Here is a 23,615-nt window from a genome sequence, read left to right on the forward strand (position 1 = left end):
TCGCACATGCGCTTCCGGGCTGGTTCCAAGCCGAGCCCGGCTACCCTTGCTCCGTGGATTCCGTGCTCCTGTTCATCCTTGGCGTCGTCGTCGTCCTGATCGGCCTCGCCGCGTCCATCGCGCTGCACGAGGTTGGGCATCTGGTCCCCGCAAAGCTGTTCGGCGTCAAGGTGACGCAATATATGGTCGGCTTCGGCAAGACGCTCTTCTCCGTCCGGCGCGGGGAGACGGAGTACGGTCTGAAAGCCATCCCGCTGGGCGGCTACATCTCGATGATCGGGATGTTCCCGCCCGGTAAGGAGGGCGGCGCCGGACGGAATGCGACCACCGGCTTCATGCAGACGATGGTGCAGGATGCGCGCGTCGCGAGCGCCGAGACGGTGAAGGTCGGCGAGGAGGAGCGGACCTTCTACCGGCTGCCGGTGTGGAAGCGGATCGTCATCATGTTCAGCGGGCCGTTCATGAACCTCCTGATCGCCGTGGTGCTGTTCGGGGTGCTGCTCATGGGCTTCGGCGCCCCGCAGAACTCCACGACGATCGGCACCGTGAGCCAGTGCGTGCTCCCGGCGGCCAGCACCGCGAAGACCTGCCCGGAGAACGCCGTGCAGGGCCCGGCTGCGGCGGCGGGGCTGAAACCCGGTGACACGATCGTCAGTATCGACGGCGAGAAAATCACGAGCTGGGCGCAGTCGACCGCGATCATCCGCGAGTCGGCGGAGCGCCCGCTCTCGGTCGTCCTGAGTCGCGACGGGGCGCAGCGCACGGTCATCGTGACGCCGAAGACGAACACGGTGGCCAAGACCGACGCGAGTGGGCAGGTCGTCAAGAACACGGATGGCAGCGTCCAGACTCTCACCGTCGGCTTCCTGGGGATCGGAGCGGCGCAGCAGCTCGTGCGGCAGCCGGTGACGGCCGTGCTGCCAGCGGTCGGCGCGCAGATGGCCGCCGTGACGGGCGTCGTCATCAACCTCCCCGAGCGTATGGTCGCGGTCTGGAACGCCGCTTTCGGCGCGGCGGAACGCGACCCCAACGGCCCGATGAGCGTCGTGGGAATCGGACGGGCGGCCGGAGAGCTGACCGCGCTCGACGGCGTCCCGGTCATCGACAAGGTCTACTCCATGCTCGGGATTCTGGCCTCCCTCAACGTTGCGCTGTTCGTCTTCAACCTCATCCCGCTCCTCCCGCTGGACGGTGGCCACATCGCCGGTGCGCTGTGGGAGGGCATCCGCCGCTCCTGGGCGAGGCTGTTCCGGCGGCGCGACCCGGGGCCGGTCGACATGGCCAAGCTGATGCCGCTCACCTTCGCGGTCGCGATCGTACTGGGCGGGATGACCGTCTTGCTGATGTATGCGGACATCGTCAAGCCGGTTAAGCTCTTCGGCTGACGCCCAGCCGGTTCACATCGCGGCGACGCCCGCGCGCGTAGGATTGTCGGGTGGCAGCAATCAATCTGGGGATGCCCAAGGTCCCCGAGACCCTCGCACCCCGTCGCACATCCCGTCAGATCCGTGTCGGAAAGGTCCTGGTCGGCGGCGACGCCCCGGTCAGCGTCCAGTCGATGACGACGACCCCGACCACCAACATCAACGCGACACTGCAGCAGATCGCCGAGCTCACGGCCTGCGGCTGCGACATCGTCCGCGTCGCTGTCCCGAACCGGGACGACGCCGAGGTCCTGCCGATCATCGCGAAGAAGAGCCAGATCCCGGTTATCGCCGACATCCACTTCCAGCCCAACTACGTGTATGCGGCGATCGACGCCGGCTGCGCGGCCGTACGCGTGAATCCCGGCAACATCCGCAAGTTCGACGATCAGGTGGGGGAGATCGCCCGCCGCGCCAAAGCGGCGGACGTCTCGCTGCGGATCGGCGTCAATGCGGGCTCGCTCGACCGCCGCCTGCTGGAGAAGTACGGCAAACCGACGGCCGAGGCGCTCGTAGAGTCCGCGGTTTGGGAGGCGAGCCTGTTCGAGGAGCACGACTTCCACGACTTCAAGATCTCCGTCAAGCACAACGACCCGATCGTGATGGTCAAGGCGTACCGGATGCTCGCCGAGCGGGGCGACTGGCCGCTGCACCTCGGGGTGACCGAGGCGGGCCCCGCGTTCCAGGGCACTATCAAGTCGGCCACCGCCTTCGGCATTCTGCTGGGCGAGGGCATCGGCGACACCATCCGCGTGTCCCTGTCGGCGCCGCCGGCTGAGGAGGTGAAGGTGGGTCTGCAGATTCTGCAATCGCTCAACCTGCGCGAGCGGAAGCTGGAGATCGTGTCCTGCCCGAGCTGCGGCCGGGCGCAGGTGGACGTGTACAAGCTGGCGGAGGATGTGACGAGCGGCTTCGAAGGTATGAGCGTGCCGTTGCGCGTGGCGGTCATGGGCTGCGTCGTGAACGGCCCCGGCGAGGCGCGCGAGGCCGACCTCGGCGTGGCGAGCGGCAACGGCAAGGGCCAGATCTTCGTCAAGGGCGAGGTCATCAAGACCGTCCCCGAGTCCGAGATCGTCGCCACCCTCATCGCGGAGGCCACCCGCATCGCCGAAGACATGGCCGACGCCGGCGCACCCTCCCCGTCCGGCAAACCCACCGTCACCGTCGGCCGCTGATCGCCGTCTCCTCACTTGTTCCGGCCTCACCTCGGTGTGTCGTCTGAAGAAACGAGGAAGCGATGGGCGGGCGGGAGCGAGCGCGGGGCGGCACTACCATGGAGGGGTGCCTACTCGCCTCACGAACTACTTCCTCCGCACTCTCCGCGAAGACCCGGCCGATGCGGAAGTCACCAGCCACAGGCTGCTGGTCCGCGCCGGCTACATCCGGCGTCAGGCTCCGGGTGTCTTTGCCTGGCTGCCGCTGGGGCTGCGGGTTAAGGCGAAGATCGAGAGGATCATCCGGGAGGAGCTGGCCGCCGCCGGGGCACACGAGGTCCACTTCCCGGCGCTGCTGCCACGCGAGCCGTACGAGATCACCGGCCGCTGGGAGGAGTATGGCGACGCGCTGTTCCATCTGAAAGACCGCAAGGGCGCTGACTACCTCCTCGCGCCGACGCACGAGGAGGCTTTCACGCTGCTGGTGAAGGACCTGTACTCCTCCTACAAAGACCTGCCGCTGACCATCTTCCAGATCCAGGACAAGTACCGCGACGAGGCCCGGCCGCGTGCCGGCCTCCTGCGCGGCCGCGAGTTCACCATGAAGGATGCGTATTCGTTCGACGCGACGGATGCCGGGCTCGACGTCAGCTACCAGGCCCAGCGCGACGCCTACGAGCGCATCTTCGCCCGGCTCGGGCTCGATTTCGTGATCGTGCAGGCGGACGCGGGCGCGATGGGCGGTTCGCGCAGCGAGGAGTTCTTGCACCCCACTCCCATCGGCGAGGACACCTTCGTCCGCTCGGCCGGCGGCTACGCGGCGAACGTGGAAGCGTTCACCACGGTCGCGCCGCCCGCCCGCCCGTTCGAGGGCCTGCCATCGCCAGAGGTACACGACACGCCGAACGCTCCCACCATTCAGGCACTCGTGGAGGTCGCGAACGAGCAGAGCCCGCGCCCGGACGGCCGCGTCTGGACTGCTGCCGACACGCTCAAGAACGTCGTGCTGGCGCTCACCCACCTCGACGGCACGCGTGAGCTGGTCGTCGTCGGTCTGCCCGGCGATCGCGAGGTCGATCTCAAACGCGCCGAAGTGGCGTTCGCGCCGGCCGGGGTGGAGGCCGCCACCGAGGACGACTTCGCGGCGAACCCCGGCCTCGTCAAGGGCTACATCGGTCCCTGGTCGGCCGGGGGTCCCGTTCTGGGCGAGGAGGCCGCCACCGGCCTCCGATTCCTCGTCGACCTGCGGGTGGTGGACGGTTCCGGATGGATCACCGGGGCGAACCTCCCCGGAAAACATGTCTTCGGCCTGGTCGCCGGCCGCGACTTCGACTGGGACGGCACGGTCGAGGTCGCCGAGGTGAAAGCGGGCGACCCCGCACCGGACGGCTCCGGCCCTGTCGAGCTCGCGCGCGGCATGGAGATCGGCCATGTGTTCCAGCTCGGCCGCAAGTACGCGGACGCTCTCGGGCTCACTGTGCTGGACGAGAACGGCAAGCTGGTCACCGTGACCATGGGGTCGTACGGCATCGGCGTCACCCGCATCCTGGCGATCATCGCCGAGGAGAACAACGACGACAAGGGTCTGGTCTGGCCGGAGGCGGTGGCTCCCTTCGACGTGCATGTCGTCGCCGCGGGCCGCGAGCAGGTCGCCTTCGATGTCGCGGAGCAAGCGGTCGCGCAGCTCGAGGCTGTGGGTCTGGACGTGCTGTACGACGACCGCCCCAAGGTCTCGCCCGGCGTGAAGTTCGGCGACGCCGAGCTGATCGGCGTCCCGCGTGTTCTCGTGGTCGGCCGCGGTGCGGCCCAGGGCGAGGTCGAGCTGTGGGACCGTCGCGGGGGCAACCACACGACGCTTCCTTTGAGCGAGGCCGTCGCGGCTCTCACCACGTCATCGTAAAACGGCGACACCGGCGGCGGCTCAGGAATCGTCGCCGGTGATTTCCGAGCGGATGCGGCCCAGGTCCGCCATGAGCGAGCCGAGCAGCACCCAGTGCTCGGGGTCCGGCGTTTTGATGACGAGCGGGGCGGTCAACACCGGTATGCCCGCGGTCGCGGCGTCCGGGTCGCGAGCCAGCAGCCGCAGGTCGTGCGCCGCCCGGCGGAGCTCCTCGGCGATGGCGGTCATGGTCGGCTCTGTCAGGAGGCTGTCGTCGTAGTGGTCGTGGAAAGCGCGCGTCATCCCGAGCGACCGGGCGATAAGCGGTTTCAGACGCCCGAAGAGCGCCTCGTCGTGGGTGAGCACCCGGCGGTGCTTCGTTTGCCGTGGGTTCAGCGTCAGGCTCTCCTCAGCGGCGGTCAGAGCCGCCTCCGCTTTCTTCTCCATCGGCCGGAGCAGGCGCGCTTCGATGAGGAGCGCGTTTCGCTCTCCCGGCGTCTGCGGCGAGGTGAGCGCCATCGCGAGCCGGTCGAGTGTGGCCGCGATCTCATTCCCGAGCCCGAGCACGGCGGCGCGGGCCGGGCCGGTCTGCACCGGTGGAACGACGGTGATGTTGACGATGACGCCGATCGCCGCGCCGAGGATCGTCTCCACGATGCGCGCCCAGGCGTAGTCGGCGTTCGTCGCCCCCAGAGAGAGCACGAGCATCGCGCTGATCGGCACCTGGTTAGCGCTGCCCGGCGTCAGCTTCAGCGACCACGCCAGCAGGAGGGAAGCGACGACGGCCAGCAGGACGATCCAGCTGTTGGTTCCGAATGCGATCACGATCACAAAGGCGACCATCACACCGACGATGACGCCGAGGGAGCGTTCGATCGCCCGACCGAGTGACTGGTTGACACTCGGCTGCACGACGAGAAGCGCAGCGATCGCCGCGAAGACCGGGAGCTCGTCGGGCAGCAGGAGACGGGCGATGATCCAGGCGATGAGCATCGCGACGGCGGTCTTGACGATTTGGAGGAAGGGGATCCTCGTCGTTGCCCGGATGCTCGCCGGAAGCGCGATCTTGACCGGGAACTTGGCAGCCACGGTTCCAGGGTAACTGTCCGCGGGGCCCAGCCGCGGCATCGGCGTGTGCCTCTCCCGCGGGGGCGGTCTGCTGCGCGCCGGGAGTGGTCCAAGCGTCGTGAGCGGCTTTCCTCCGCACCGGCCGCCCGATTTCCGCGCCCGCCCCTCGACCGGCCCCGGGTCCGCGATCGTCGCCGGGTCGTGGCCGTGCAAGCAGCGGAGCGGGAAGCCGGCCCTGGCCGCTTCCGGGCAGGGCTAGGGGAGGAGGCCCAGATCCTTCAGCTGGTCGCTCAGACCGGCGCCGTCGGGGGCGTAGACCCAGGGAGCGCCGGAGAACTCGCTGTGCTTCTCTGCCTTCGAGCGCCCGCCAGCGAGCACGGCTTCGCTATTGGAGAGCTGCCGGATGGCGACCGCTGCCACATTGTCCGGATGCGCGGAGGTGAATTCACCGTAGAGCTGTTCGTCGTGCTGCCCGTCGTCCCCGACCAGGAGCCACTTGAGCCCGGGGAACTCCTCGGCGAGCCGGGCGAGGCTGGTGCGCTTGTGCTCCCGGCCGCTGCGGAACCAGCGATCGTGCGTCGGCCCCCAATCGGTCAGGAGCAGCGGGCCGGCGGGGAAGAGGTTCCGGGAGAGGAAGCGGGTCAGCGTCGGTGCGACGTTCCAGGCGCCGGTCGAGAGGTACACGACGGGTGCTCCGGGACGCGCCGCCGCCAGGCGCTCCAGCAGCACCGACATGCCGGGCGTCGGAACACGGGCGTGCTCGTCGAGGACGAAGGTGTTCCAGGCGGCCAGCAGTGGTCGGGGGAGCGCCGTGACCATGACGGTGTCGTCCACATCGGAGATGATTCCGAACGTGGCCGCCGGATCGACGATGTACACCGGCGCTTCGAACGCGCGGCCCGATTCGGGCGTCGAGAGCCGCACGGTGTGCCAGCCCGGGGTCAGCTGCACCGGGAGGACGGTGTCGATCACGCCACCGCGATCGGGGGGGACCTCGTGACGGTCGCCTTCGATCTCGATCGTGACCGGGACATCCCCGATCGGGACGCTGACGAAGGAGCGCCAGCCGCGGATGGACTCTTCGCGCTTGCGGTGTTTGCGCTCGGCCCGGCTGTCCGGGCGCGGCTCCCGGGCGAGGACGACGCGGCCCAGGATGCGGACCCAGGCCGAGGAGCCATAGCCTGTGTACGGCACGACCGTCGCGAGGAAGCCGCGTTTCCGGGCACGGCGGGCCCGGAACTCGTGGAACGCATCCTCGATGCGGGCCGCGCGGTGCATGATGGGCTCGACGCCGACGCGCTTGCTGGAGGTGGGAGACATAGGTGCTTCAGTTTCTCACGGAGTGCTGGAACTTCTCATGGAGTGCGGGAAATGCCTCGCCGCATCCCCCGATCTGGGGGATCCGGTCTGGGGCGGTTTCGCGGTTTTCCCGAGCAAAAGTGAGATTTCCCCCCATAAAATCGCGACGGTGAGCGACACGACGGTCTCGCCTGGGCTGAGGAACGGTATCGCCGCATTGTCCAGACCGCAGTAAGGAGTACCCGCGTGCCCATCAACGACCTGGTCGCCGGTCAGAACAGCGTCGGAGCACCGCTCGTTCGCACGGAGCCGGTCCAGGAGCGCAGCGCTGCGCGGGTGGACGCCCTCCTGGACGCCGCTGCCGATGTGGTGGATGAGATCGGCTTCGACCGGCTCACCACAGCGATGGTCGCCGAGCGCGCCGGTGCGTCGATCGGGACCGTATATCGGTACTTCCCCGACCGCATCGTTCTCTTGCAGGCGCTGCGCGATCGTGCGCTCCTGCGCTACCGCCACGCGGTCGTAAAAGGCATTCACACCGATGGCCCGGAGCGCTGGTGGGACGCGGTGGAGTGCGCGATCGATGCCTTCGTCGGGATGTTCCGCTCCGAGCTGGGCTTCCGCATCATCTGCTTGGCCGACGCCGAGCGCGCGGGCGCGCCGGGCGAGGAATCGGCCCACGAGGTCTCGTTCGCCGCGCAATTCGCCGAGATCCTCTCGGACGAGTATGGGCTGCCCGCCGGCGACGAGCTCACATTCCGCCTGGAGGTCGTGGTGGAGATGATAGACGCGCTGGTCACGCGCGCCTTCCAGGACGATCTCGCCGGGGACGAACGTTTCATCGTCGAGGCGCGGACGGTCGCCCGCGAGTACCTGGAGCGCCGCTATTCGCCGGAGGAGTGACGCCTTTCGTTGCGCGCCGGCCACCACCGGCCGGCCGGCGCTGCCGGGGCGTGCGCAGGGGCCGGCGATTTCCGCCATATTTCGTTGTCATTCGTTGAGTATTCGGAGAAACGCTGTTTGGCTGGGGAGGATGGTTCCGTACTGCAAAGCCACACGAGCGTCTCTCAGCCGACCGAAAGCCTTCGACTCATGATCGAGTTTCGCTCGGTGACGAAGCGTTTCCCAGACGGGACCGTGGCCGTCGACGATTTCTCGCTGGTCGTCCCGTCCCGGCGGATCACCGTGCTGGTGGGGTCCTCCGGCAGCGGTAAGACCACAATCCTGCGCATGATCAATCGGATGGTGGACCCCACGAGCGGCACGGTCGAGATCGACGGCGAGGGCGTGGAACGGCTGAAGCCGGTCCAGCTGCGGCGGAGCATCGGCTACGTCATGCAGAATTCCGGCCTGCTGCCGCACCGGAAGGTCGTGGACAACATCGCCACCGTCCCACTGCTGCTCGGCGAGAGGCGGATGGCCGCGCGCGCCCGCGCGCTGGAACTGATGGAGACCGTCGGGCTGGAGCGTTCGCTCGCCGACCGCTACCCTGCTCAGCTCTCCGGCGGACAGCAGCAGCGTGTGGGCGTCGCCCGCGGGCTCGCCGCCGACCCGAACATTCTGCTGATGGACGAACCTTTCGGAGCGGTGGACCCGATCGTCCGCGAGGACCTGCAGAACGAACTGTTGCGGCTGCAACGAGACCTCGGGAAGACCGTCGTGTTCGTCACACACGACATCGACGAGGCATTCCGGCTCGGCGATCAGGTCGTCATCTTCCAGAAAGGCGGCATCGTCGCGCAGAGAGGGGCCCCGGCGGAGATCCTCGCCTCGCCTGCGGACGAGTTCGTCGCGTCCTTCTTCGGCGCCGATCGCGGCAAACGCGTGCTGCGCATCGAGCGGACCCCCGCCGGGTCCGTTCTCGTGGACAGTGAGGGCCGCGCGGCGGGGGTGCTGAGCGGCCTCGACCCGAGTGCCGCGGGTGAGACGAGGGCCGCGGCCGTTCCGGTCGCGGGTGCTGCAGCGCAGGGTGAGGATTCGACGTGAGCTTCTTGTGGCCGAACCTCGGCCAGGTCTGGAGCCTCACACTCTCCCACGTCTGGCTCAGCGCCATTCCGATCGTGGCAGGCTTCCTTCTCTCGCTGCCGATCGGCTGGATCGCGAACCGCTACCGGATGAGCCGTCCCGTGCTGCTGACGATCGGCGGCCTGCTGTACGCCATCCCGTCGCTCCCGCTCTTCTTCGCGATGCCGGCTCTGATCGGCACCAAGATCCTGTCCCCGCTGAACGTTGTGGTCGCGTTGAGCGTCTACGCCGTCGCGCTGATGGTGCGCACGACCGCCGACGCGCTCGCCTCCGTGCCCGGGGAGGTCGTGCAGTCCGCGACGGCGGTCGGATTCTCCGCCTGGCGCCGGTTCTGGTCCGTGGAACTCCCGCTCGCCGGACCGGTGCTCCTGGCGGGGCTTCGCGTCGTGTCGGTCTCCACGGTCAGCCTGGTCAGCGTCGGCGCGCTGCTCGGCGTTCCGAATCTCGGTCAGCTCTTCACCGACGGCCTCAACCGTTCGTACAACGATGAAGTGCTCGTCGGAATCGTGGGGATCATGGTCGTCGCGCTGGTGTTCGACGTCGTGCTGGTTCTGCTCGGCCGGCTGCTGCTGCCCTGGTCGCGGTTCGATCGGCGCAGCGGCCGTCTGGACCGCTCGTCCGCGATGAAGGCGGTGGTCGGCGCATGACCGACTTCATCGCCGCCTTCGGCTGGCTGTTCGACCCCGCGAACACGGCGGGTCCCCGCGGCATCCCCACCCGGGCCGGCGAGCACATCCTGTATTCGCTGCTGACGCTGCTCCTCTCCGGCGCGATCGCGCTGCCCATCGGTTTCCTGATCGGGCACACCGGCCGGCTGCGGGGAGTCGCTGTCGGGTTTTCCGGCGCGCTCCGGGCGCTGCCGACGCTCGGCCTCGTCGTGTACCTGGCGCTCCTCACTGCCAATATCTCAATCGTGCCGCCGCTGATCGCCCTCACTGTGCTGGCCATCCCTCCACTCCTTGCCGGCGCCTATTCGGGTCTGCAGGCGGTGGATCGGCGGACCATCGACGCCGCGCGCGCCGTCGGCATGACGGAGTGGCAGATCTTCTCGAAGGTCGAACTGCCGCTCTCCCTTCCGCTGGTGCTCGGCGGCATCCGGGCCGGGGCGCTGCAGGTGATCGCGACTTGGACGGTCGCGGCGATCCTGCCTGTCGGCGGCCTCGGCCGGTTCCTGTTCGATGGCCTCGCCGTGCAGAACTATCCCGAGATGCTGGGGGGCTCGATCATCGTGGTCGCGCTCGCCCTCGTGGTCGACGGGCTGTTCGCCCTCACCCAGAGAATCGTCGTCCCGCGGGGCGTCGCCGCCGGAAAGGCCCGGACCGACCGGGGGAAGGACCCGGCGCGAGCGTTCGGCATCGTCGCAGCGAGACGGCAGCAGACCCCCTGAACCGCATGCGCCACCGTCCAAAGAGAGGTAATCACATGTTCGCATCCAAGAGAGCCCGCGCGGCGGCGGGCGTGCTCGCTGCCGGCGCACTCCTCGCGCTCAGCGCGTGCTCCGCCGGGGGCGGCGGGGCGTTCAGCTCCGGCTCCTCCTCCAGTGGCACCGTCACCATCGGTTCGGCGGCGTTCGGCGAGTCCGAGATCCTCATGCGGATCTACGGTCAGGCTCTCGCGGCCAACGGGGTGAAGGTCGCGTACAAGCCGAGCATTGGCCAGCGCGATGTCTATCTGAAGGCGCTCCAGGACGGGTCGATCGACCTTCTCCCGGAGTACAGCGGCAATCTGCTGCAGTTCTACGACAAGAACAGCACGGCGACGTCGAGCGACGATGTCTACGCTGCGCTGAAGGACGCTGTGCCGGAGGGCTTCGAGGCACTCGATCAGGCGAAGGCGCAAGACGCCGACTCCTACAACGTCACCAAGGAGTTCTCGGACAAGTACGGCGTGACCAGCCTCGACGATCTGAAGAAGGTCACCGAGCCGCTCGCGGTCGGGGCCAACCCGGAGTTCGAGACGCGTCCCTACGGCATCCTGGGTCTCAAATCGGCCTATGGGGTCACAGCGACCCTCAAGCCGATCAGCGACTCCGGCGGTCCGCTTACGGTGGCGGCGCTGAAGAACGGCGATGTCCAGCTGGCCAATATCTACACGGCCACACCGGCCATCAAAGACAACGACTTCGTCACCTTGAAGGACCCGAAGAATCTGATCGCCGCGCAGAACATCGTGCCGCTGATCAGCGCCAAGAAAGCCTCCGCCACGGTCAAGGAGGTGCTCAACAAGGTCTCGGCCGAACTCATCACCGATGACCTCATCGCGATGAACGGCGAGAACCAGGGCACGAACAAGACGCAGCCCGAAGCTGTCGCTAAGAAGTGGCTGTCGGAGCACTCGATCAAGTAGCGGATCTCCGACTCGGCCGGCGGCGGCTCGGGCGACAGGGTCGCCGTCGGCCGGGTGAACCTCGCACGGGGAAGCGGCTCTGCGCGTTCGCCGACGCTCGCGTGCGTAGTGCTTTCAGGCCAGCTGCCCGCCGCTGAGCAATGTGTGCGCCGGGGGAGGCTGGTTCAGCTGGCGAGGACGATCCCCGGCGGCACGACGACCAGCAAGACGGTGGTGGCGACCACGAGCAGGCGGACACCGGTTCCGATCCTCTGGCGGCCGGACGTCAGGCGCTCTTCCCGGGCGGCGAGAGCAGAACGCCGCTGTTCGGGTGTGCGCGGGTCTTTCGGCGCGCCGAGCACGGTTCCCGCGGTTCCGGTCTCGTCGACGATCCGGATCGCGCCGGCCAGCGTCTCGTTCCTGGAGTGGCGTCGCGCGGTGTCGTCGGCGAGCATCTCCACCAGCAGGGCCACTGCGTCCAGGGCGCGGGTCGCGATGGGGAACCAGGGAAGGGCGCGCTTCCAGGAGCGGAAGGCGTCGAGGAGGAGGTGATGTTTCTGGCGCAGGTGCGCCTCTTCGTGAGCGATCACCGCTTCGAGCTGTTCCGGGCTGAGCAGCGCCACCATGCCCTCCGACAGCACGGTGACGCTGGGCGCACCGGGCAGGCAGTAGGCCGCCGGCGCGGGGTGGTCGATGATGCGCGTGCGCGGCGCGTCCGGCAGCGGTGAGCTCAGCAGGCGCAGGAGCTCACGGTGCCGCTGCCGCTGATTGCGGCTGCGAACGGCAGTGAGGGCGAGGCTCAGCAGCAGCTGCGCCGTGATCAGCAGGCCTGCGCTCAGCGCGAAAGCGTGCGTGAGGCTCACTCGGGCGGGCAACGGACCGTGGAAGGCGCAGGAAGCCGCCCGGGCGATCCTGCTCCACAGGTCGTCGCCGAACGGCTCGATCCCCGCCAGTAGCAGGGAGCCGATCATGGAGATCCCGCCGGCCAGGGCGATCGACTGCCAGAGTGCGAGCGCCAGGACGGGGGCCGCAGCCGGCCACGTCGCGCGCGACAGAAGGGCCGGAGCCGGCCAGGCGAGCGCCACGGCGAGGAGGCCGAGGACGATGGCCGAGATGTCGGCGTTCACGGCTTCAGCCGCGTGCGGCGAGCAGTCGTCGGAGGACCTGGGCTTCCGACTCGTCCACCGATCCCACGAAGAAAGCGAGTGCCTCGGTGCGGTCCGATGAGGATTCGAGCACCTCGTGCATCAGATCGGCGACATGGTTGGCCCGGCTCAGGCTCGCGTCATAGAGGTGTGGGCGCGCCTGGCGGTCCCGCTTCACGAAACCCTTCTGCTCCAGACGGGAGAGGACCGTGAGCACGGTCGTGAGCGCCGGGGTCTTCCCCCGCTCCCGGTTCGCCGCCAGTTTGTCGCGCAATTCGTTGGCGGTGACCGGGACGCCGTTGCTCCACAGGGCCTCCATGACGGCCCGCTCCAGTTCTCCGAGGTTTGTCACGGACCCAGCGTAATGCGAAGAGCCGACGAGTGTTCTACAATCTGTATAAGATCGAATTCTACAGTCTGTAGAATTCGTCTGAAAGGAAGCCCCTGTGAACGAATGGCTCGACCCGCTCTTGCTCTCGCGGTGGCAGTTCGGTCTCACCACCATCTACCATTTCCTGTTCGTGCCGCTCACCATCGGCCTCGTGACGGTCGTCGCCGTGTTCCAGACCGCCTGGTATCGCACGGGCAAAGTCCACTACCTGCAATTGACCCACTTCTTCGGGAAGCTCTTCCTCATCAACTTCGCGATGGGAGTGGTGACCGGCATCGTGCAGGAGTTCCAGTTCGGGATGAACTGGTCCGACTACTCGCGCTTCGTCGGCGACATCTTCGGCGCCCCGCTCGCCCTGGAGGGTCTGCTCGCTTTCTTCCTCGAAGCGACCTTCATCGGCCTCTGGATCTTCGGCTGGGACAAACTGCCGAAGGGTCTGCACCTCGCCACGGTCTGGGTGACCGCCGCCGGCACCATCCTCTCCGCCTATTTCATCATCGCGGCCAACGCCTTCATGCAGAATCCGGTCGGCTACCACCTCAACGAGTCCCGTGGCCGGGCGGAGCTGACGGACATCGGCGCGGTGCTGACCAACAAAGTCGCCCTCGCGGCCTTCCCGCACACCATCTTCGGCACGTTCATGGTCTCCGCCGGTCTGATCATCTCGGTCGCCGCCTGGCACCTCTCCCGCAACCAGCACCTCGAGTCGATGCGGCCGGCGCTCAAAGCCGGTCTGTGGCTGATGGTCGGCGCGAGCATCAGCACCGTGATCTCCGGCGACCAGCTGGGCCTCGCTATGGTGCAGACGCAGCCCATGAAGATGGCGGCGGCGGAGGCGCTGTACAAAACCTCGACGGGCGCGGACGCATCGTTCTCCATTTTCACGCTCGGGACACCGGACGGCGTGCATGAGCTGTTCAGCATCCGCGTGCCGTACCTGCTGTCGTTCCTCTCCACGCACACACTGGACGGAACGGTCGAGGGCATCGATGACCTTCAGGCGCAGTACGCACAGCTCTACGGACCGGGCGACTACACCCCGATCGTCTGGATCACCTACTGGTCGTTCCGCTGGATGATCGGCCTCGGGATGCTGCATGCGCTGGTCGCAGTCGCCGGCCTGTGGCTGACCAGGAAGGGCCGGACGCCGCAGCATGTGTGGCAGTGGAAGATCGCCATCTGGGCGATGCCGCTCTCCCTCCTGGCGATGGTCGTCGGCTGGGTCTTCACCGAGATGGGCCGGCAGCCGTGGATCGTCTTCAGCCTGATGAAGACGGCGGACGGGGTCTCGACCGGCACGACCGGCCTGGACGTCCTCCTCTCGCTTCTGGCCTTCACCGCGGTCTACGGCGCCCTCACCGTGGTCGAGTTCACCCTCATCAAACGCGCGGCCCAGAAGGGACCCGCCCCCGCCGAAGACCACCTCGACGACGAGGGTCGGCACGTCCCGGTCGCGACGGTCTACTAGGAGAAGAAGCACAATGGATCTCGCCGTTCTCTGGTTCCTCATCGTCGCCTTCTTCTTCGTCGGCTACTTCGTGCTCGACGGCTTCGACTTCGGTGTCGGGATGGCGCTGCCCTTCCTCGGCAGCGACGAGGTGGACCGCCGCGTCATGATCAACACCATCGGCCCGGTCTGGGACCTGAACGAGACCTGGCTGATCGTCGCCGGCGCGGCTTTGTTCGCCGCTTTTCCCGAGTGGTACGCGTCGCTGTTCAGCGGCTTCTACCTGGCGCTGCTGCTCATCCTGCTCGCGCTCATCCTGCGCGGTGTCTCCTTCGAGTACCGGCACCAGCGCCCCGGCAGCCGCTGGAAGAGGTGGTTTGACGGGATGATCGTGGTCGGCTCGGCCGTCCCCGCCCTGCTCTGGGGCGTGGCCTTCGCGAACATCGTCCAGGGTGTCGCGCTGGACGCCGGCCACAACTACACGGGCACCCTGTTCGACCTCCTCAATATCTACGGGCTGCTCGGCGGCCTGACCACCCTGCTGCTCTTCTTCACCCACGGCGCCGTCTTCATCTCGCTGAAGACCGAGGGGGACATCCGGGAGCGGGCGCGCAGACTGGCCGTGACCTCCGGCGCCCTCACCATCGCGGTCGCGGCAGCGTTCCTGATCTGGACAGCGATCGCCCACTTCTCGGTGGTGTTCGTGATCGTCGCCGCGCTCGCCGCCGTCGCCCTCATCGCCTCCTGGCTGTTCACTCTCCGCGGGGCCGAGGGCTGGTCGTTCGCCTTCATGGCACTGACGATCGCGCTGGCCGTCACCGCGCTGTTCACCGCGCTGTTCCCGAACGTTCTGCCATCGGCGCCGAACCCGGAGAACAGCCTCACGATCGCCAACGCCTCCAGCACCGACGCAACGCTCACCGTCATGACGTGGGTCGCTGCGTTCTCGCTGCCGCTCGTCCTGCTCTACCAGGGCTGGACCTACTGGATCTTCCGCAAGCGCGTCAGCCGGGCTCACATCCCGGAAGAGCCGTCGGAACCGGTGGCCGTGTAGCGTGCGTCCCCTCGATCCCCGCTTGCTCCGCTACGCCTCCGCGGCGCGCACGGCCCTCACCGTGGGCGGTCTCCTCGCGCTGGCGCAGACCATCGCTGCTGTGGCGTTCGCCTGGCTGGTCACCCAGCTCGTCGTCCGCGCCATCGCGGGAGCGCCGACCGCGGAGCTCAGCCCGCTCTTCGCGACGCTCGCGCTGGCGGTGATCGGCCGCGCCGCTCTGCTCTGGCTGTCCGAAGCCGCCTCCACGCGAGGGGGCGCGACGGTCGTCGGACAGCTGCGAGACAGGCTCATGACTGCCGTCGGCGAGCAGGGACCGGGAGGGGTGGCCGGGCGCAACAGCGCGGATGTCGCCCTCATCGCCGGGCGGGGGATGGAGGCGCTCGACGGTTACTTCGCCAAATACCTCCCGCAGCTCATCCTCACCGTCATCGCGACTCCAACCCTGGTGTTCGTGATCGGCTGGCAGGACCTCACGAGCGGCATCGTCCTCGTCTGCACGCTCCCGCTCGTCCCGATCTTCATGGTGCTCGTCGGCTGGGCGACGCAGGCCGCGCAGAAGAAGCAGTGGGATGCGCTGTCCCGGCTCTCCCGCGGATTCCTCGAGGTCGTCGAGGGGCTCTCGACCCTCAAACTCTTCGGCCGTCAGCACAGGCAGACCGGCCGCATCCTGACAGTCTCGGATGAGTACCGCGAGCGGACCATGCGCGTTCTGCGCATGTCGTTCCTCTCGGGCTTCGTCCTCGAGCTGGCCGCCAGTCTCTCCGTCGCCCTCATCGCCGTGACGATCGGCCTGCGGCTCCTCGACGGTTCGCTCGACCTCTCGACGGGGCTGTTCGTGCTGCTTCTCGCCCCGGAGGCGTACCTGCCGCTGCGGAATGTCGGCGCCAGCTACCACGCGGCGACAGAGGGGATCGAAGCGGCCGCCGCTGCCTTCGCGATCCTCGATGCGACGCGGGAGACCGGGGGCGAAGCGCCATCCGGCTCGCCCGTCGCCGGTCTGGAATTCCGGGAAGTCAGCGTGGCCTACGAGGGCCGGACGGTCATCGGCCCGTTCTCCGCCCTTGTGCAGCCGGGCACGCTGGCCGTGCTGAGCGCACCGAGCGGCGCGGGCAAGTCGAGTCTTCTGGCCGCGGCGCTCGGTTTCGTCCCGCACAGCGGCTCGATCGCTGTGGCCGGGCGAGCAGACGCTGCGGGACGGAGGGACGGCATCGCGTGGGCGAGTCAGCTTCCGGGGCTCTTCGCCGGGACGATCACGGAGAACGTCGCGCTCGGAGCACCGGTGGCGGACCCGGACGCGATCGCCCGGGCGCTCGCCGACGCGGCGGCGGACGAGCTCGACCCGGAGCTGATCGTCGGGCCCGGCGGAGCCGGGCTCTCCGGCGGGCAAGCCCAGCGCGTCGCCATCGCCCGCGCGCTCTACCGGTTGCGCACGCGCTTGCTCCCGGTGCTGCTGCTGGACGAGCCGACCTCCGCGCTCGACGCCGGCACCGAGCAGCGCCTCGTGTACACGCTGCGCCGGTTCGCGGCAGACGGCGTGGCCGTGCTCATCGTGAGTCACCGGAAGGCTCTGGCACACGCGGCCGACCTCGTGCTGGGACCGGGGGAGGCCGTCGATGTCTGTCGCTGACCCGGAGCAGCGCACGCCATCCCGCGCGGACATCCGCCGCATTCTGCGCCTCGCACTGCCTCCGGGCCGCCGGCTCGCGGTGGCGATCGCGTTCGGCGCGCTCAGCGGCGGCAGCGCTGTCGCCCTCCTTGCCGTCTCCGCGTGGCTGATCGCCCGCGCCGCCGAGCAACCGGCCCTGATGTACCTCTCGGCGGCGGCGGTCGGGGTGCGGGCGTTCGCGCTCGGCCGCGCGTTCTTCCGCTACCTCGAACGGCTGGCCGGCCATGACGCGGCGTTCCGCCGGCTCGGTGGTGTGCGTGCGGACATGTTCGCCCGCCTGGTCCCTCTCGCCCCCGATGGTCTGGGGAGAGCGGGTCACGGGCTGGGCGAAGCGGGCGGCGGGGACCTGCTGGCGCGCTTCGCTGACGATGTGGACGATCTGCAGGACTACACGCTCCGTGTGGTGCAGCCGCTCATCACGGCCGTACTGGTCGTCCTGCTGAGCGTCGCCGCCGCCTTCTGGCTGCTCTCCGGGGCTGGGCTCGCACTCGTGGCGACGCTCGCCGCCGCCTTCCTGGTCGGCGCGTTGGTGAACCGCTGGGCAGCGGGCAGCGCGGAGCGCCGGATCGCCCTGCTCCGGGCGAGCCTGGCCGACAGCATCCTGGATCTCGTCCGCAGTCTCGACACGCTGATCGCCTATGGGGCGCTGCCGGCCGCGCAGAAGCGAGTGAGCATCGCGAGCGCGGAGCTGATCCGTGTCGTCCGCCGTCGCGCGACCGGGCTCGGCCTGACAGCGGGCGCGGTGTCGCTGTTTGCGGGTGTAGCGACCGCGCTCGGGCTCGCGGCCGGTGTCCCCGCCCTCTCGGCCGGACGCCTAGACGGGCCGACGCTCGCTGTCCTCGCGCTGCTGCCGCTCGCGGTCTTCGAAGCGTTCGGCGCCCTCCCACTCGCCCTCGGTGCGTGGCGACGTGTCCGCACAAGCGCCGAGCGCATCGCGGCGACGGCCCCCGACGCGCTCCCCGCCGGCATCCCCGTCGATGCCGCCGATGCGGTGTCTCTCGTCTGCAGGGGTGTCCCGCAGCTGTGTCTCTCCCGGGCGAGCGCTCACTGGCCGGGCGCATCCGCGCCGGTGCTCCGCGGTGTGGAGCTCACCCTCGAACCCGGAGAGCGGGTGCTTTTGAGCGGGGCGACCGGCGCGGGCAAGACCGCGCTCGCGCACGCGCTCACCCGCCTCATCGACCTCGACGGCCAATACACCATCGACGGCGTAGACGTGTGCTCGGTCCGCCAGGACGACGTTCGCGCGATCGTGGGGCTGTGCGAGCAGCGTCCCCATCTCTTCGACGCCGACCTGCGCCAGAATCTGCTGTTCGCGCGCGAGACCGCGACGGACGAGGAACTGCTGGCCGTGCTGGAACGGGTTCGCCTCGGCGAATGGGCGCGTGAGCGCGGGGGACTCGGCACGCCGATGGGGGAGCGCGGCGCGCTCGTCTCCGGCGGCCAGGCCCAGCGGATCGCGCTGGCCCGGGCGCTGCTGGCGGACTTCCCGGTGCTGATCGTGGACGAGCCGACCGCCAATGTGGACGCCGCCGTCGGCTCGCAGATCGTCCACGACATCCTGAGCACGGCCGCAGAGGACGGCCGGACCGTGTTGCTGATCTCGCACAGCGAGGTGCCCCCGGCACTCGTGACAAGGAAGCTCCGGATGGCCGGCGGGGTGGTGCTCGACAGCTAGCTGTCAGCGCGCGCCGCCGATCGGGCGCGCCAGCGCCGCGAACCGCGCTCGCCAGGCCAGGGTGCGCTCGGCGTCGCGTCCGAGAGCCGGCCCGTCCACCCACGCTGTGACTTCACGAATGCCGTGCAGAGCGTTCACCGCCCAGAGCGCCGCGCCCTCCAGAGCCGCCGGGCACACGGCCGCTTCGACGACCGGGACGCGCATCGCCGCCGCGATGCCGCGGACGGTCCGGGCCGCCACGCTGTCCACGCGCGCCAGGGAGAGCGGGGGAGCGAACAACGTCCCCTCCCGCCACCACAGCAGCGCCGTCGTCACCCCGTCGCACACAGCGCCGTCCGCCAGGATGACCGCCTCCTGCGCGCCGCGCCGCTGCGCCGCCTGCCGCAGCGCGCCGAGCCGTTCGATGTCGGGCCCTTTGACATCCGGTTCGGTGCGGGGGTCCCCGATCGCCGTCGCGACCACCAGCTCGGCGCCGAGCGGCGGCGCCGTCCGCAACCGGAACCGGAGCCGCAGCGCCCCGCCCACCCGGGCCAGCTCGAAGCGCGGGAACCAGCCGCCTGCCGCGGGCAGCGTCTCGACCGCGGCGTCCCAGAAGGCGTTCAGCTCCGGGCCGTCGCGGAACCCCTGCCGTGCCGCGGAGCCGGCGAATCGTTCGCGGTGCAGGCCGAGTGCGAGAGCCCGTCCCTCCGCCACGAGGAAGGAGTCGGCGACCAGGAGTGCGGTCCTGCCGGTGTCGCCATCGTCACGTGTCACCAGCGCGCCAGCGGACCAATCGAACATGATGTCGGTCGCAGCCATTCGCCTAGGCTAGTCCCGTGCTCCTCCCACCCCGTGTGCACCACCTCAACGCCCCCGTCGACCCAGCCGACGCCTTCGCAGCGCTTTACCCCGCAGGCGATGCCGTCTGGCTCGATTCGGGCCCGGACGCCGCAGCGGGCATGAGCGTCATCGGCACCGGGACGCGCGTCGCGACGGCGTCCGTGGCGGACGGGACGGTGACCGTCGACGGGGAGACCCGCACCGGCAGCATCGTCGAGGTGCTGCGGGCGACCGGTCGCGCGGACACCGCAGGCTACCCGCTCGGCTGGATCGGCTGGCTCGGCTATGAGGCGGGCGCGGCGGATCTCGGGCTTCCGCACGCGCCGGGCGAGGGACAGGACGCGGCGTTCGTCTGGGCGGACCGGCTGATCGTGTTCGATCACGACACCGGGCGGGTGACGCTCGTGGACGCTCGCGACGGCGGGGCGGACCCTGAGCCAGCAGGCGGCGAATCATCGGCGGGAGGAGCGTCGGACTCCGCACCGGCCTCCTCCGCTCCTCCCTGGCTCCGCGCGACCGCCGCCGCCCTCACCGCTCCGGCCGCCGCCGGCTCGGCCGCGCGGCACCTCGCGGCCCACCCGCTGCCCGGCCCGCGCGCCCAAGCCGGCTGGCGGTATGGACCGGCGGCCTACCGCGCCCTCCTCGACGCCTGTCAGTCCGCCATCCACGCCGGGGATGCCTACCAGCTCTGCCTGACGAACACCGCAACCGCCCAGACGTCCGCCGACCCGCTTGCCGTCCACCTGCGGCTGCGCCGGGAAAGCCCCGCACCCCACGCAGGTTTCCTCCGTATTGGCGGCGAAACCCTCGTCAGCTCGTCGCCCGAGCAGTTTCTCCGGGTCGAGCCCGATGGACGGGTGCGAACCAAGCCGATCAAGGGCACCCGGCCGCGCGGAACGACGCCCGCCGAGGACCGCCGCCTGCGAGCCGAGCTCGAAGCCAGCGAGAAGGAGCGTGCCGAGAATGTCATGATCGTGGATCTCATGCGGAACGATCTCGCTCGGGTGTGCGAGACCGGTTCGGTGGAGGTGCGGCACCTTCTCGCCGTCGAGTCGTACGCCCAGGTCCACCAGCTCGTCAGCACGGTCGAGGGACGCCTCCGCGACGGCCAGGGCGTGCTGGACGCTCTGGCCGCCTGTTTCCCCGCCGGCTCGATGACCGGTGCGCCGAAACTGAGCGCCATGCGCATCCTGAACCGTCTCGAGCAGGGTCCGCGCGGTGTCTACGCGGGGTGTTTCGGCGCCCTCGCGGCCGACGGTTCGGCCGACCTCGCGATGGTGATCCGCAGTGTCCAGTTCCGCGGCTCCGTCGCCACCATCGGCTCCGGTGGCGGGATCACCGCGCTTTCGGTGCCCGACGAAGAGCTCGCGGAGGTCGGCGTGAAGGCGGCGGCGCTCTTGCGTGCGGCTGGCCTGGACGGCGCCGGGAACGGACAGGACCTGCCGAACGTTTAGTACTCTGGAAGCTCGGGCCCGAAACACCCGACGTCTTCACGCCGCGCGCATCCGGCATCCGGGCGCGTCGCCATCGAGAGAGAGTTCAGTGGCACACCAGCACGACACAGGAACGGCCGCGGCCGCCGCCGGCAAGACCGCCATACACTACGACTTCGCGCAGATCCAGGCCAAGTGGCTCCCTGTCTGGGAGAAGCTCAAGCCGTTCGCGACCGACGACCCCGAGGACAATCGTCCTCGCAAGTATGTGCTCGACATGTTCCCGTACCCCTCCGGCGACCTGCACATGGGCCACGCCGAGGCGTACGCGCTGGGCGATGTGATCGCGCGCTACTGGCGGCATCAGGGCTTCAGCGTTCTGCACCCGATCGGCTGGGACGCCTTCGGGCTGCCCGCGGAGAACGCTGCGATCAAGCGCGGTCTGGACCCGCGCGGCTGGACCTACGACAACATCGCGCAGCAAAAGGCGTCCATGCGCCGCTACGCGCCGAGCTTCGACTGGGATCGCGTCCTGCAGACCTGCGACCCGTCCTACTACAAGTGGAACCAGTGGCTGTTCCTGAAGCTGTACGAGAAGGGTCTGGCCTACCGGAAGGCGTCGCAGGTCAACTGGTGCCCCTTCGACCAGACCGTGCTGGCCAATGAGCAGGTCGTGAACGGCCGCTGTGAGCGCTGCGACAACCTGGTCACCAAAAAGAAGCTGACCCAGTGGTACTTTCGCATCACCGACTACGCGGACCGCCTGCTGGACGACCTGAACCAGCTGGAGGGAGCCTGGCCGGCAAAGGTGATCTTGATGCAGCGCAACTGGATCGGCCGTTCCACCGGCGCGGACGTCCAGTTCGCCATCGAGGGTCGCGAGGAGCCGGTCGCTGTCTACACGACCCGTCCGGACACGCTGTACGGGGTCACTTTCATGGTGGTCGCCCCGGACTCCGAGCTGGCGGCGGAACTGGCCGAGGACGCCCGTCCCGAGGTGAAGCAGCGCTTCGAGGAGTATCTGGCGGCGGTGCGCGGCACCACCGAGATGGACCGCCTGAGCACCGAGCGCGAGAAGACCGGCGTCTTCCTGGAGCGGCACGCTGTCAATCCGCTCACGGGAGAGAGCATCCCGATCTGGGCCGCCGACTATGTGCTGAGCGACTACGGCCACGGCGCGATCATGGCCGTGCCCGCTCACGATCAGCGCGATCTGGACTTTGCGCGAGCCTTCGACCTGCCGGTGCGCGTGGTCGTGGACACGACCCAGCCGGCGACCGGTGCCGTACCGGTCATCAAGACCGACCCGCAGACGGGCGAACCCCTCCTGCCCGAGAGCGCGCCGCTGGAGAGCCCGGCCGAGACCGGCCAAGCCCTGACCGGCGAAGGACGCCTCATCAACTCGGGACCATTCGACGGCCTGAGCAAATCCAATGCCATCCGTCGCGTCACCGAGGCGTTGCAGGGCTCGGGATTGGGCGCCCCGGCGAAGAATTTCCGGCTGCGCGACTGGCTCATCTCGCGCCAGCGGTACTGGGGCACCCCGATCCCGATCGTTCACTGCGAGGCGTGCGGCGAAGTGCCCGTTCCCGAGTCGGAGCTGCCGGTGCTGCTGCCACCGGCCGAGGGACTGGACCTGCAACCGAAGGGGAGGAGCCCGCTGGGCGCAGCCTCCGATTGGGTCAACGTCTCCTGCTTCTCCTGCGGCGGACCCGCCCAGCGGGACACGGACACGATGGACACCTTCGTGGACAGCTCATGGTATTTTCTGCGCTTCCTGAACCCGAACGACGACACCCGGGCCTTCGACCCGCGCGAAGCGGAGAAATGGGCGCCGGTCGACCAGTACGTCGGCGGCGTGACGCACGCCATCCTGCATCTGCTGTACTCGCGCTTCATCACAAAGGTGCTGTTCGATCAGGGCTTCGTCAGCTTCACCGAGCCCTTCACCGTGCTGCTGAATCAGGGCATGGTGTTGATGGACGGTTCCGCCATGAGCAAATCCCGCGGAAATCTGGTCAAGCTGTCGGATCAGCTCGACGCGCACGGCGTCGACGCTGTGCGCCTGACCATGTCGTTCGCCGGACCGCCGGAGGACGACATCGACTGGGCCGACGTCTCCCCGTCGGGCAGCGCCAAGTTCTTGGCCCGCGCGTGGCGCGTCGCCCACGATGTGACCAGCGCCCCCGATGTGGTCTGGAAGAGCGGCGACCCTGCCCTTCGCCGGGTGACCCACCGTTTCCTCGCCGACACACCCGGGCTGGTGGAGGCGTTCAAGTTCAATGTCGTCGTCGCCCGGTTGATGGAGCTGGTGAACGCCACCCGCAAGACGATCGACAGTGGGGCCGGACCCGCCGATCGCGCCGTGCGGGAGGCGGCGGAGGTCACAACGATGGCGCTGAATCTGTTCGCCCCGTACACGGCGGAGGACATGTGGGCGCGGCTGGGCTACGAGCCCTCCGTCTCACTCGTCCCGTGGCGTAAGCCCGACCCGACACTGCTGATCGAGGAGGCGGTGACGGCGATCGTCCAGGTGGACGGCAAGGTCCGTGACCGCGTCGAGGTCTCGCCGAAGATCTCCGTCGACGAGCTGGAGGCGCTCGCCCGTTCCTCCGAGGCTGTCCTCCGCAGTGTCGGCGACCGCGAGATCGTCACCGTGATCGTGCGCGCGCCGAAACTGGTCAACATCGCCACCCGCTCTCGCAGCTGAGGACGGCCCGGTCGCGGTCCTCAGCACGGGGACCGTCCCGGGTCTTGTCCACGAACTCCGCTCCCGCGGCTCGTCGGCGTGCGGTCTCCCTGACGGGGGAT

Annotated in this window: 20 protein-coding genes; 15 read left to right on the forward strand and 5 right to left on the reverse strand. The window is 68.9% G+C overall.

The window, feature by feature from the left end; translation table 11 throughout:
• Positions 1–53: 53 nt before the first annotated feature.
• The 3 genes from LXX_RS06040 (at position 54) to LXX_RS06050 (ending at position 4,478) form a co-directional block, all read left to right on the forward strand.
• Positions 54–1,385, forward strand: a complete 1,332-nt coding sequence (locus LXX_RS06040; protein ID WP_011186061.1) for a M50 family metallopeptidase — start codon at positions 54–56, stop codon at positions 1,383–1,385.
• 71 nt (positions 1,386–1,456) lie between these two features.
• On the forward strand, positions 1,457–2,599 hold the full coding sequence (gene ispG / locus LXX_RS06045) for a flavodoxin-dependent (E)-4-hydroxy-3-methylbut-2-enyl-diphosphate synthase (protein ID WP_041767516.1): 1,143 nt from the start codon (positions 1,457–1,459) through the stop codon (positions 2,597–2,599).
• A gap of 106 nt (positions 2,600–2,705) precedes the next feature.
• Positions 2,706–4,478 carry a proline--tRNA ligase gene (locus LXX_RS06050; protein WP_011186063.1) on the forward strand — a complete coding sequence of 591 codons (1,773 nt, stop codon included), beginning with the start codon at positions 2,706–2,708 and terminating at the stop codon, positions 4,476–4,478.
• 21 nt (positions 4,479–4,499) lie between these two features.
• On the opposite strand, the gene LXX_RS06055 is transcribed toward LXX_RS06050, so the two are convergent.
• Positions 4,500–5,546, reverse strand: coding sequence for an FUSC family protein (locus tag LXX_RS06055; RefSeq protein ID WP_011186064.1), 1,047 nt, complete (start codon positions 5,544–5,546; stop codon positions 4,500–4,502).
• 97 nt (positions 5,547–5,643) lie between these two features.
• Here LXX_RS06055 and LXX_RS14250 point away from each other — a divergent pair, with 97 nt between their 5' ends.
• Positions 5,644–5,784 (forward strand): hypothetical protein, encoded by a 141-nt coding sequence (locus LXX_RS14250; RefSeq protein WP_155806793.1) that lies wholly within the window; start codon positions 5,644–5,646, stop codon positions 5,782–5,784.
• Here the strand turns inward: LXX_RS14250 and LXX_RS06060 are convergent.
• Entirely contained in the window at positions 5,781–6,845 is a 1,065-nt protein-coding gene (locus LXX_RS06060; RefSeq protein WP_041767517.1) for an App1 family protein, read from the reverse strand. The two genes, LXX_RS14250 and LXX_RS06060, sit on opposite strands and share 4 nt — an antisense overlap.
• Before the next feature lie 225 nt (positions 6,846–7,070).
• On the opposite strand from LXX_RS06060, the gene LXX_RS06065 reads away from it, so the two are divergent.
• The 5 genes from LXX_RS06065 to LXX_RS06085 all read left to right on the forward strand — a co-directional run bounded on the left by LXX_RS06065 (position 7,071) and on the right by LXX_RS06085 (position 11,195).
• Complete coding sequence (locus LXX_RS06065; protein ID WP_011186066.1) at positions 7,071–7,727, forward strand: TetR/AcrR family transcriptional regulator; 657 nt, start codon at positions 7,071–7,073, stop codon at positions 7,725–7,727.
• A gap of 189 nt (positions 7,728–7,916) precedes the next feature.
• On the forward strand, positions 7,917–8,810 hold the full coding sequence (locus tag LXX_RS06070; RefSeq protein WP_011186067.1) for an ABC transporter ATP-binding protein: 894 nt from the start codon (positions 7,917–7,919) through the stop codon (positions 8,808–8,810).
• Entirely contained in the window at positions 8,807–9,496 is a 690-nt protein-coding gene (locus tag LXX_RS06075; protein ID WP_011186068.1) for an ABC transporter permease, read from the forward strand. The genes LXX_RS06070 and LXX_RS06075 overlap by 4 nt, the downstream gene beginning before the upstream one ends.
• Complete coding sequence (locus tag LXX_RS06080) at positions 9,493–10,236, forward strand: ABC transporter permease (protein ID WP_011186069.1); 744 nt, start codon at positions 9,493–9,495, stop codon at positions 10,234–10,236. The genes LXX_RS06075 and LXX_RS06080 overlap by 4 nt, the downstream gene beginning before the upstream one ends.
• 35 nt (positions 10,237–10,271) lie before the next feature.
• Positions 10,272–11,195 carry an ABC transporter substrate-binding protein gene (locus tag LXX_RS06085; RefSeq protein ID WP_041767518.1) on the forward strand — a complete coding sequence of 308 codons (924 nt, stop codon included), beginning with the start codon at positions 10,272–10,274 and terminating at the stop codon, positions 11,193–11,195.
• 164 nt (positions 11,196–11,359) lie between these two features.
• Here the strand turns inward: LXX_RS06085 and LXX_RS06090 are convergent, their stop codons facing one another.
• A complete protein-coding gene (locus LXX_RS06090) occupies positions 11,360–12,301 on the reverse strand; it encodes a M56 family metallopeptidase (RefSeq protein WP_011186071.1) in 942 nt (313 codons plus the stop codon).
• Positions 12,302–12,305: 4 nt separating this feature from the next.
• Positions 12,306–12,671, reverse strand: coding sequence for a BlaI/MecI/CopY family transcriptional regulator (locus LXX_RS06095; RefSeq protein WP_011186072.1), 366 nt, complete (start codon positions 12,669–12,671; stop codon positions 12,306–12,308).
• Between the two features lie 94 nt (positions 12,672–12,765).
• Between LXX_RS06095 and LXX_RS06100 the strand changes: the two genes are divergently transcribed.
• The 4 genes from LXX_RS06100 to cydC are packed head-to-tail and all read left to right on the forward strand — an operon-like array spanning position 12,766 to position 18,552.
• On the forward strand, positions 12,766–14,178 hold the full coding sequence (locus LXX_RS06100; protein WP_011186073.1) for a cytochrome ubiquinol oxidase subunit I: 1,413 nt from the start codon (positions 12,766–12,768) through the stop codon (positions 14,176–14,178).
• A gap of 13 nt (positions 14,179–14,191) precedes the next feature.
• Complete coding sequence (gene cydB / locus LXX_RS06105) at positions 14,192–15,211, forward strand: cytochrome d ubiquinol oxidase subunit II (protein WP_011186074.1); 1,020 nt, start codon at positions 14,192–14,194, stop codon at positions 15,209–15,211.
• 22 nt (positions 15,212–15,233) lie between these two features.
• A complete protein-coding gene (cydD, locus tag LXX_RS06110) occupies positions 15,234–16,838 on the forward strand; it encodes a thiol reductant ABC exporter subunit CydD (protein WP_223227737.1) in 1,605 nt (534 codons plus the stop codon).
• Complete coding sequence (gene cydC / locus LXX_RS06115) at positions 16,825–18,552, forward strand: thiol reductant ABC exporter subunit CydC (RefSeq protein WP_011186076.1); 1,728 nt, start codon at positions 16,825–16,827, stop codon at positions 18,550–18,552. Before cydD ends, cydC begins: the two co-directional genes overlap by 14 nt.
• A 3-nt stretch (positions 18,553–18,555) precedes the next feature.
• On the opposite strand, the gene LXX_RS06120 is transcribed toward cydC, so the two are convergent.
• On the reverse strand, positions 18,556–19,350 hold the full coding sequence (locus tag LXX_RS06120; protein WP_041767519.1) for an aminotransferase class IV: 795 nt from the start codon (positions 19,348–19,350) through the stop codon (positions 18,556–18,558).
• 17 nt (positions 19,351–19,367) lie between these two features.
• Between LXX_RS06120 and LXX_RS06125 the strand changes: the two genes are divergently transcribed.
• Both LXX_RS06125 and leuS read left to right on the forward strand, forming a co-directional pair.
• The gene (locus tag LXX_RS06125; RefSeq protein ID WP_011186078.1) at positions 19,368–20,825 is read left to right on the forward strand and encodes an anthranilate synthase component I family protein; all 1,458 of its coding nucleotides are present in this window, start codon (positions 19,368–19,370) and stop codon (positions 20,823–20,825) included.
• A 142-nt stretch (positions 20,826–20,967) separates the two neighbouring features.
• A complete protein-coding gene (leuS, locus tag LXX_RS06130; RefSeq protein WP_370558471.1) occupies positions 20,968–23,514 on the forward strand; it encodes a leucine--tRNA ligase in 2,547 nt (848 codons plus the stop codon).
• Positions 23,515–23,615 lie beyond the last annotated feature (101 nt).

The organism is Leifsonia xyli subsp. xyli str. CTCB07, assembly GCF_000007665.1.
Lineage (GTDB): Bacteria > Actinomycetota > Actinomycetes > Actinomycetales > Microbacteriaceae > Leifsonia > Leifsonia xyli_C.

What these genes read in the sequence shown, in the direction of transcription:
- LXX_RS06120 (WP_041767519.1), bottom strand. Translation starts at nt 19,350, where the DNA reads ATGGCTGCGACCGACATCATGTTCGATTGGTCCGCTGGCGCGCTGGTG.
- LXX_RS06070 (WP_011186067.1), top strand. Translation starts at nt 7,917, where the DNA reads ATGATCGAGTTTCGCTCGGTGACGAAGCGTTTCCCAGACGGGACCGTG.
- ispG (WP_041767516.1), top strand. Translation starts at nt 1,457, where the DNA reads ATGCCCAAGGTCCCCGAGACCCTCGCACCCCGTCGCACATCCCGTCAG.
- LXX_RS06080 (WP_011186069.1), top strand. Translation starts at nt 9,493, where the DNA reads ATGACCGACTTCATCGCCGCCTTCGGCTGGCTGTTCGACCCCGCGAAC.
- LXX_RS06085 (WP_041767518.1), top strand. Translation starts at nt 10,272, where the DNA reads ATGTTCGCATCCAAGAGAGCCCGCGCGGCGGCGGGCGTGCTCGCTGCC.
- cydB (WP_011186074.1), top strand. Translation starts at nt 14,192, where the DNA reads ATGGATCTCGCCGTTCTCTGGTTCCTCATCGTCGCCTTCTTCTTCGTC.
- cydC (WP_011186076.1), top strand. Translation starts at nt 16,825, where the DNA reads ATGTCTGTCGCTGACCCGGAGCAGCGCACGCCATCCCGCGCGGACATC.
- LXX_RS06060 (WP_041767517.1), bottom strand. Translation starts at nt 6,845, where the DNA reads ATGTCTCCCACCTCCAGCAAGCGCGTCGGCGTCGAGCCCATCATGCAC.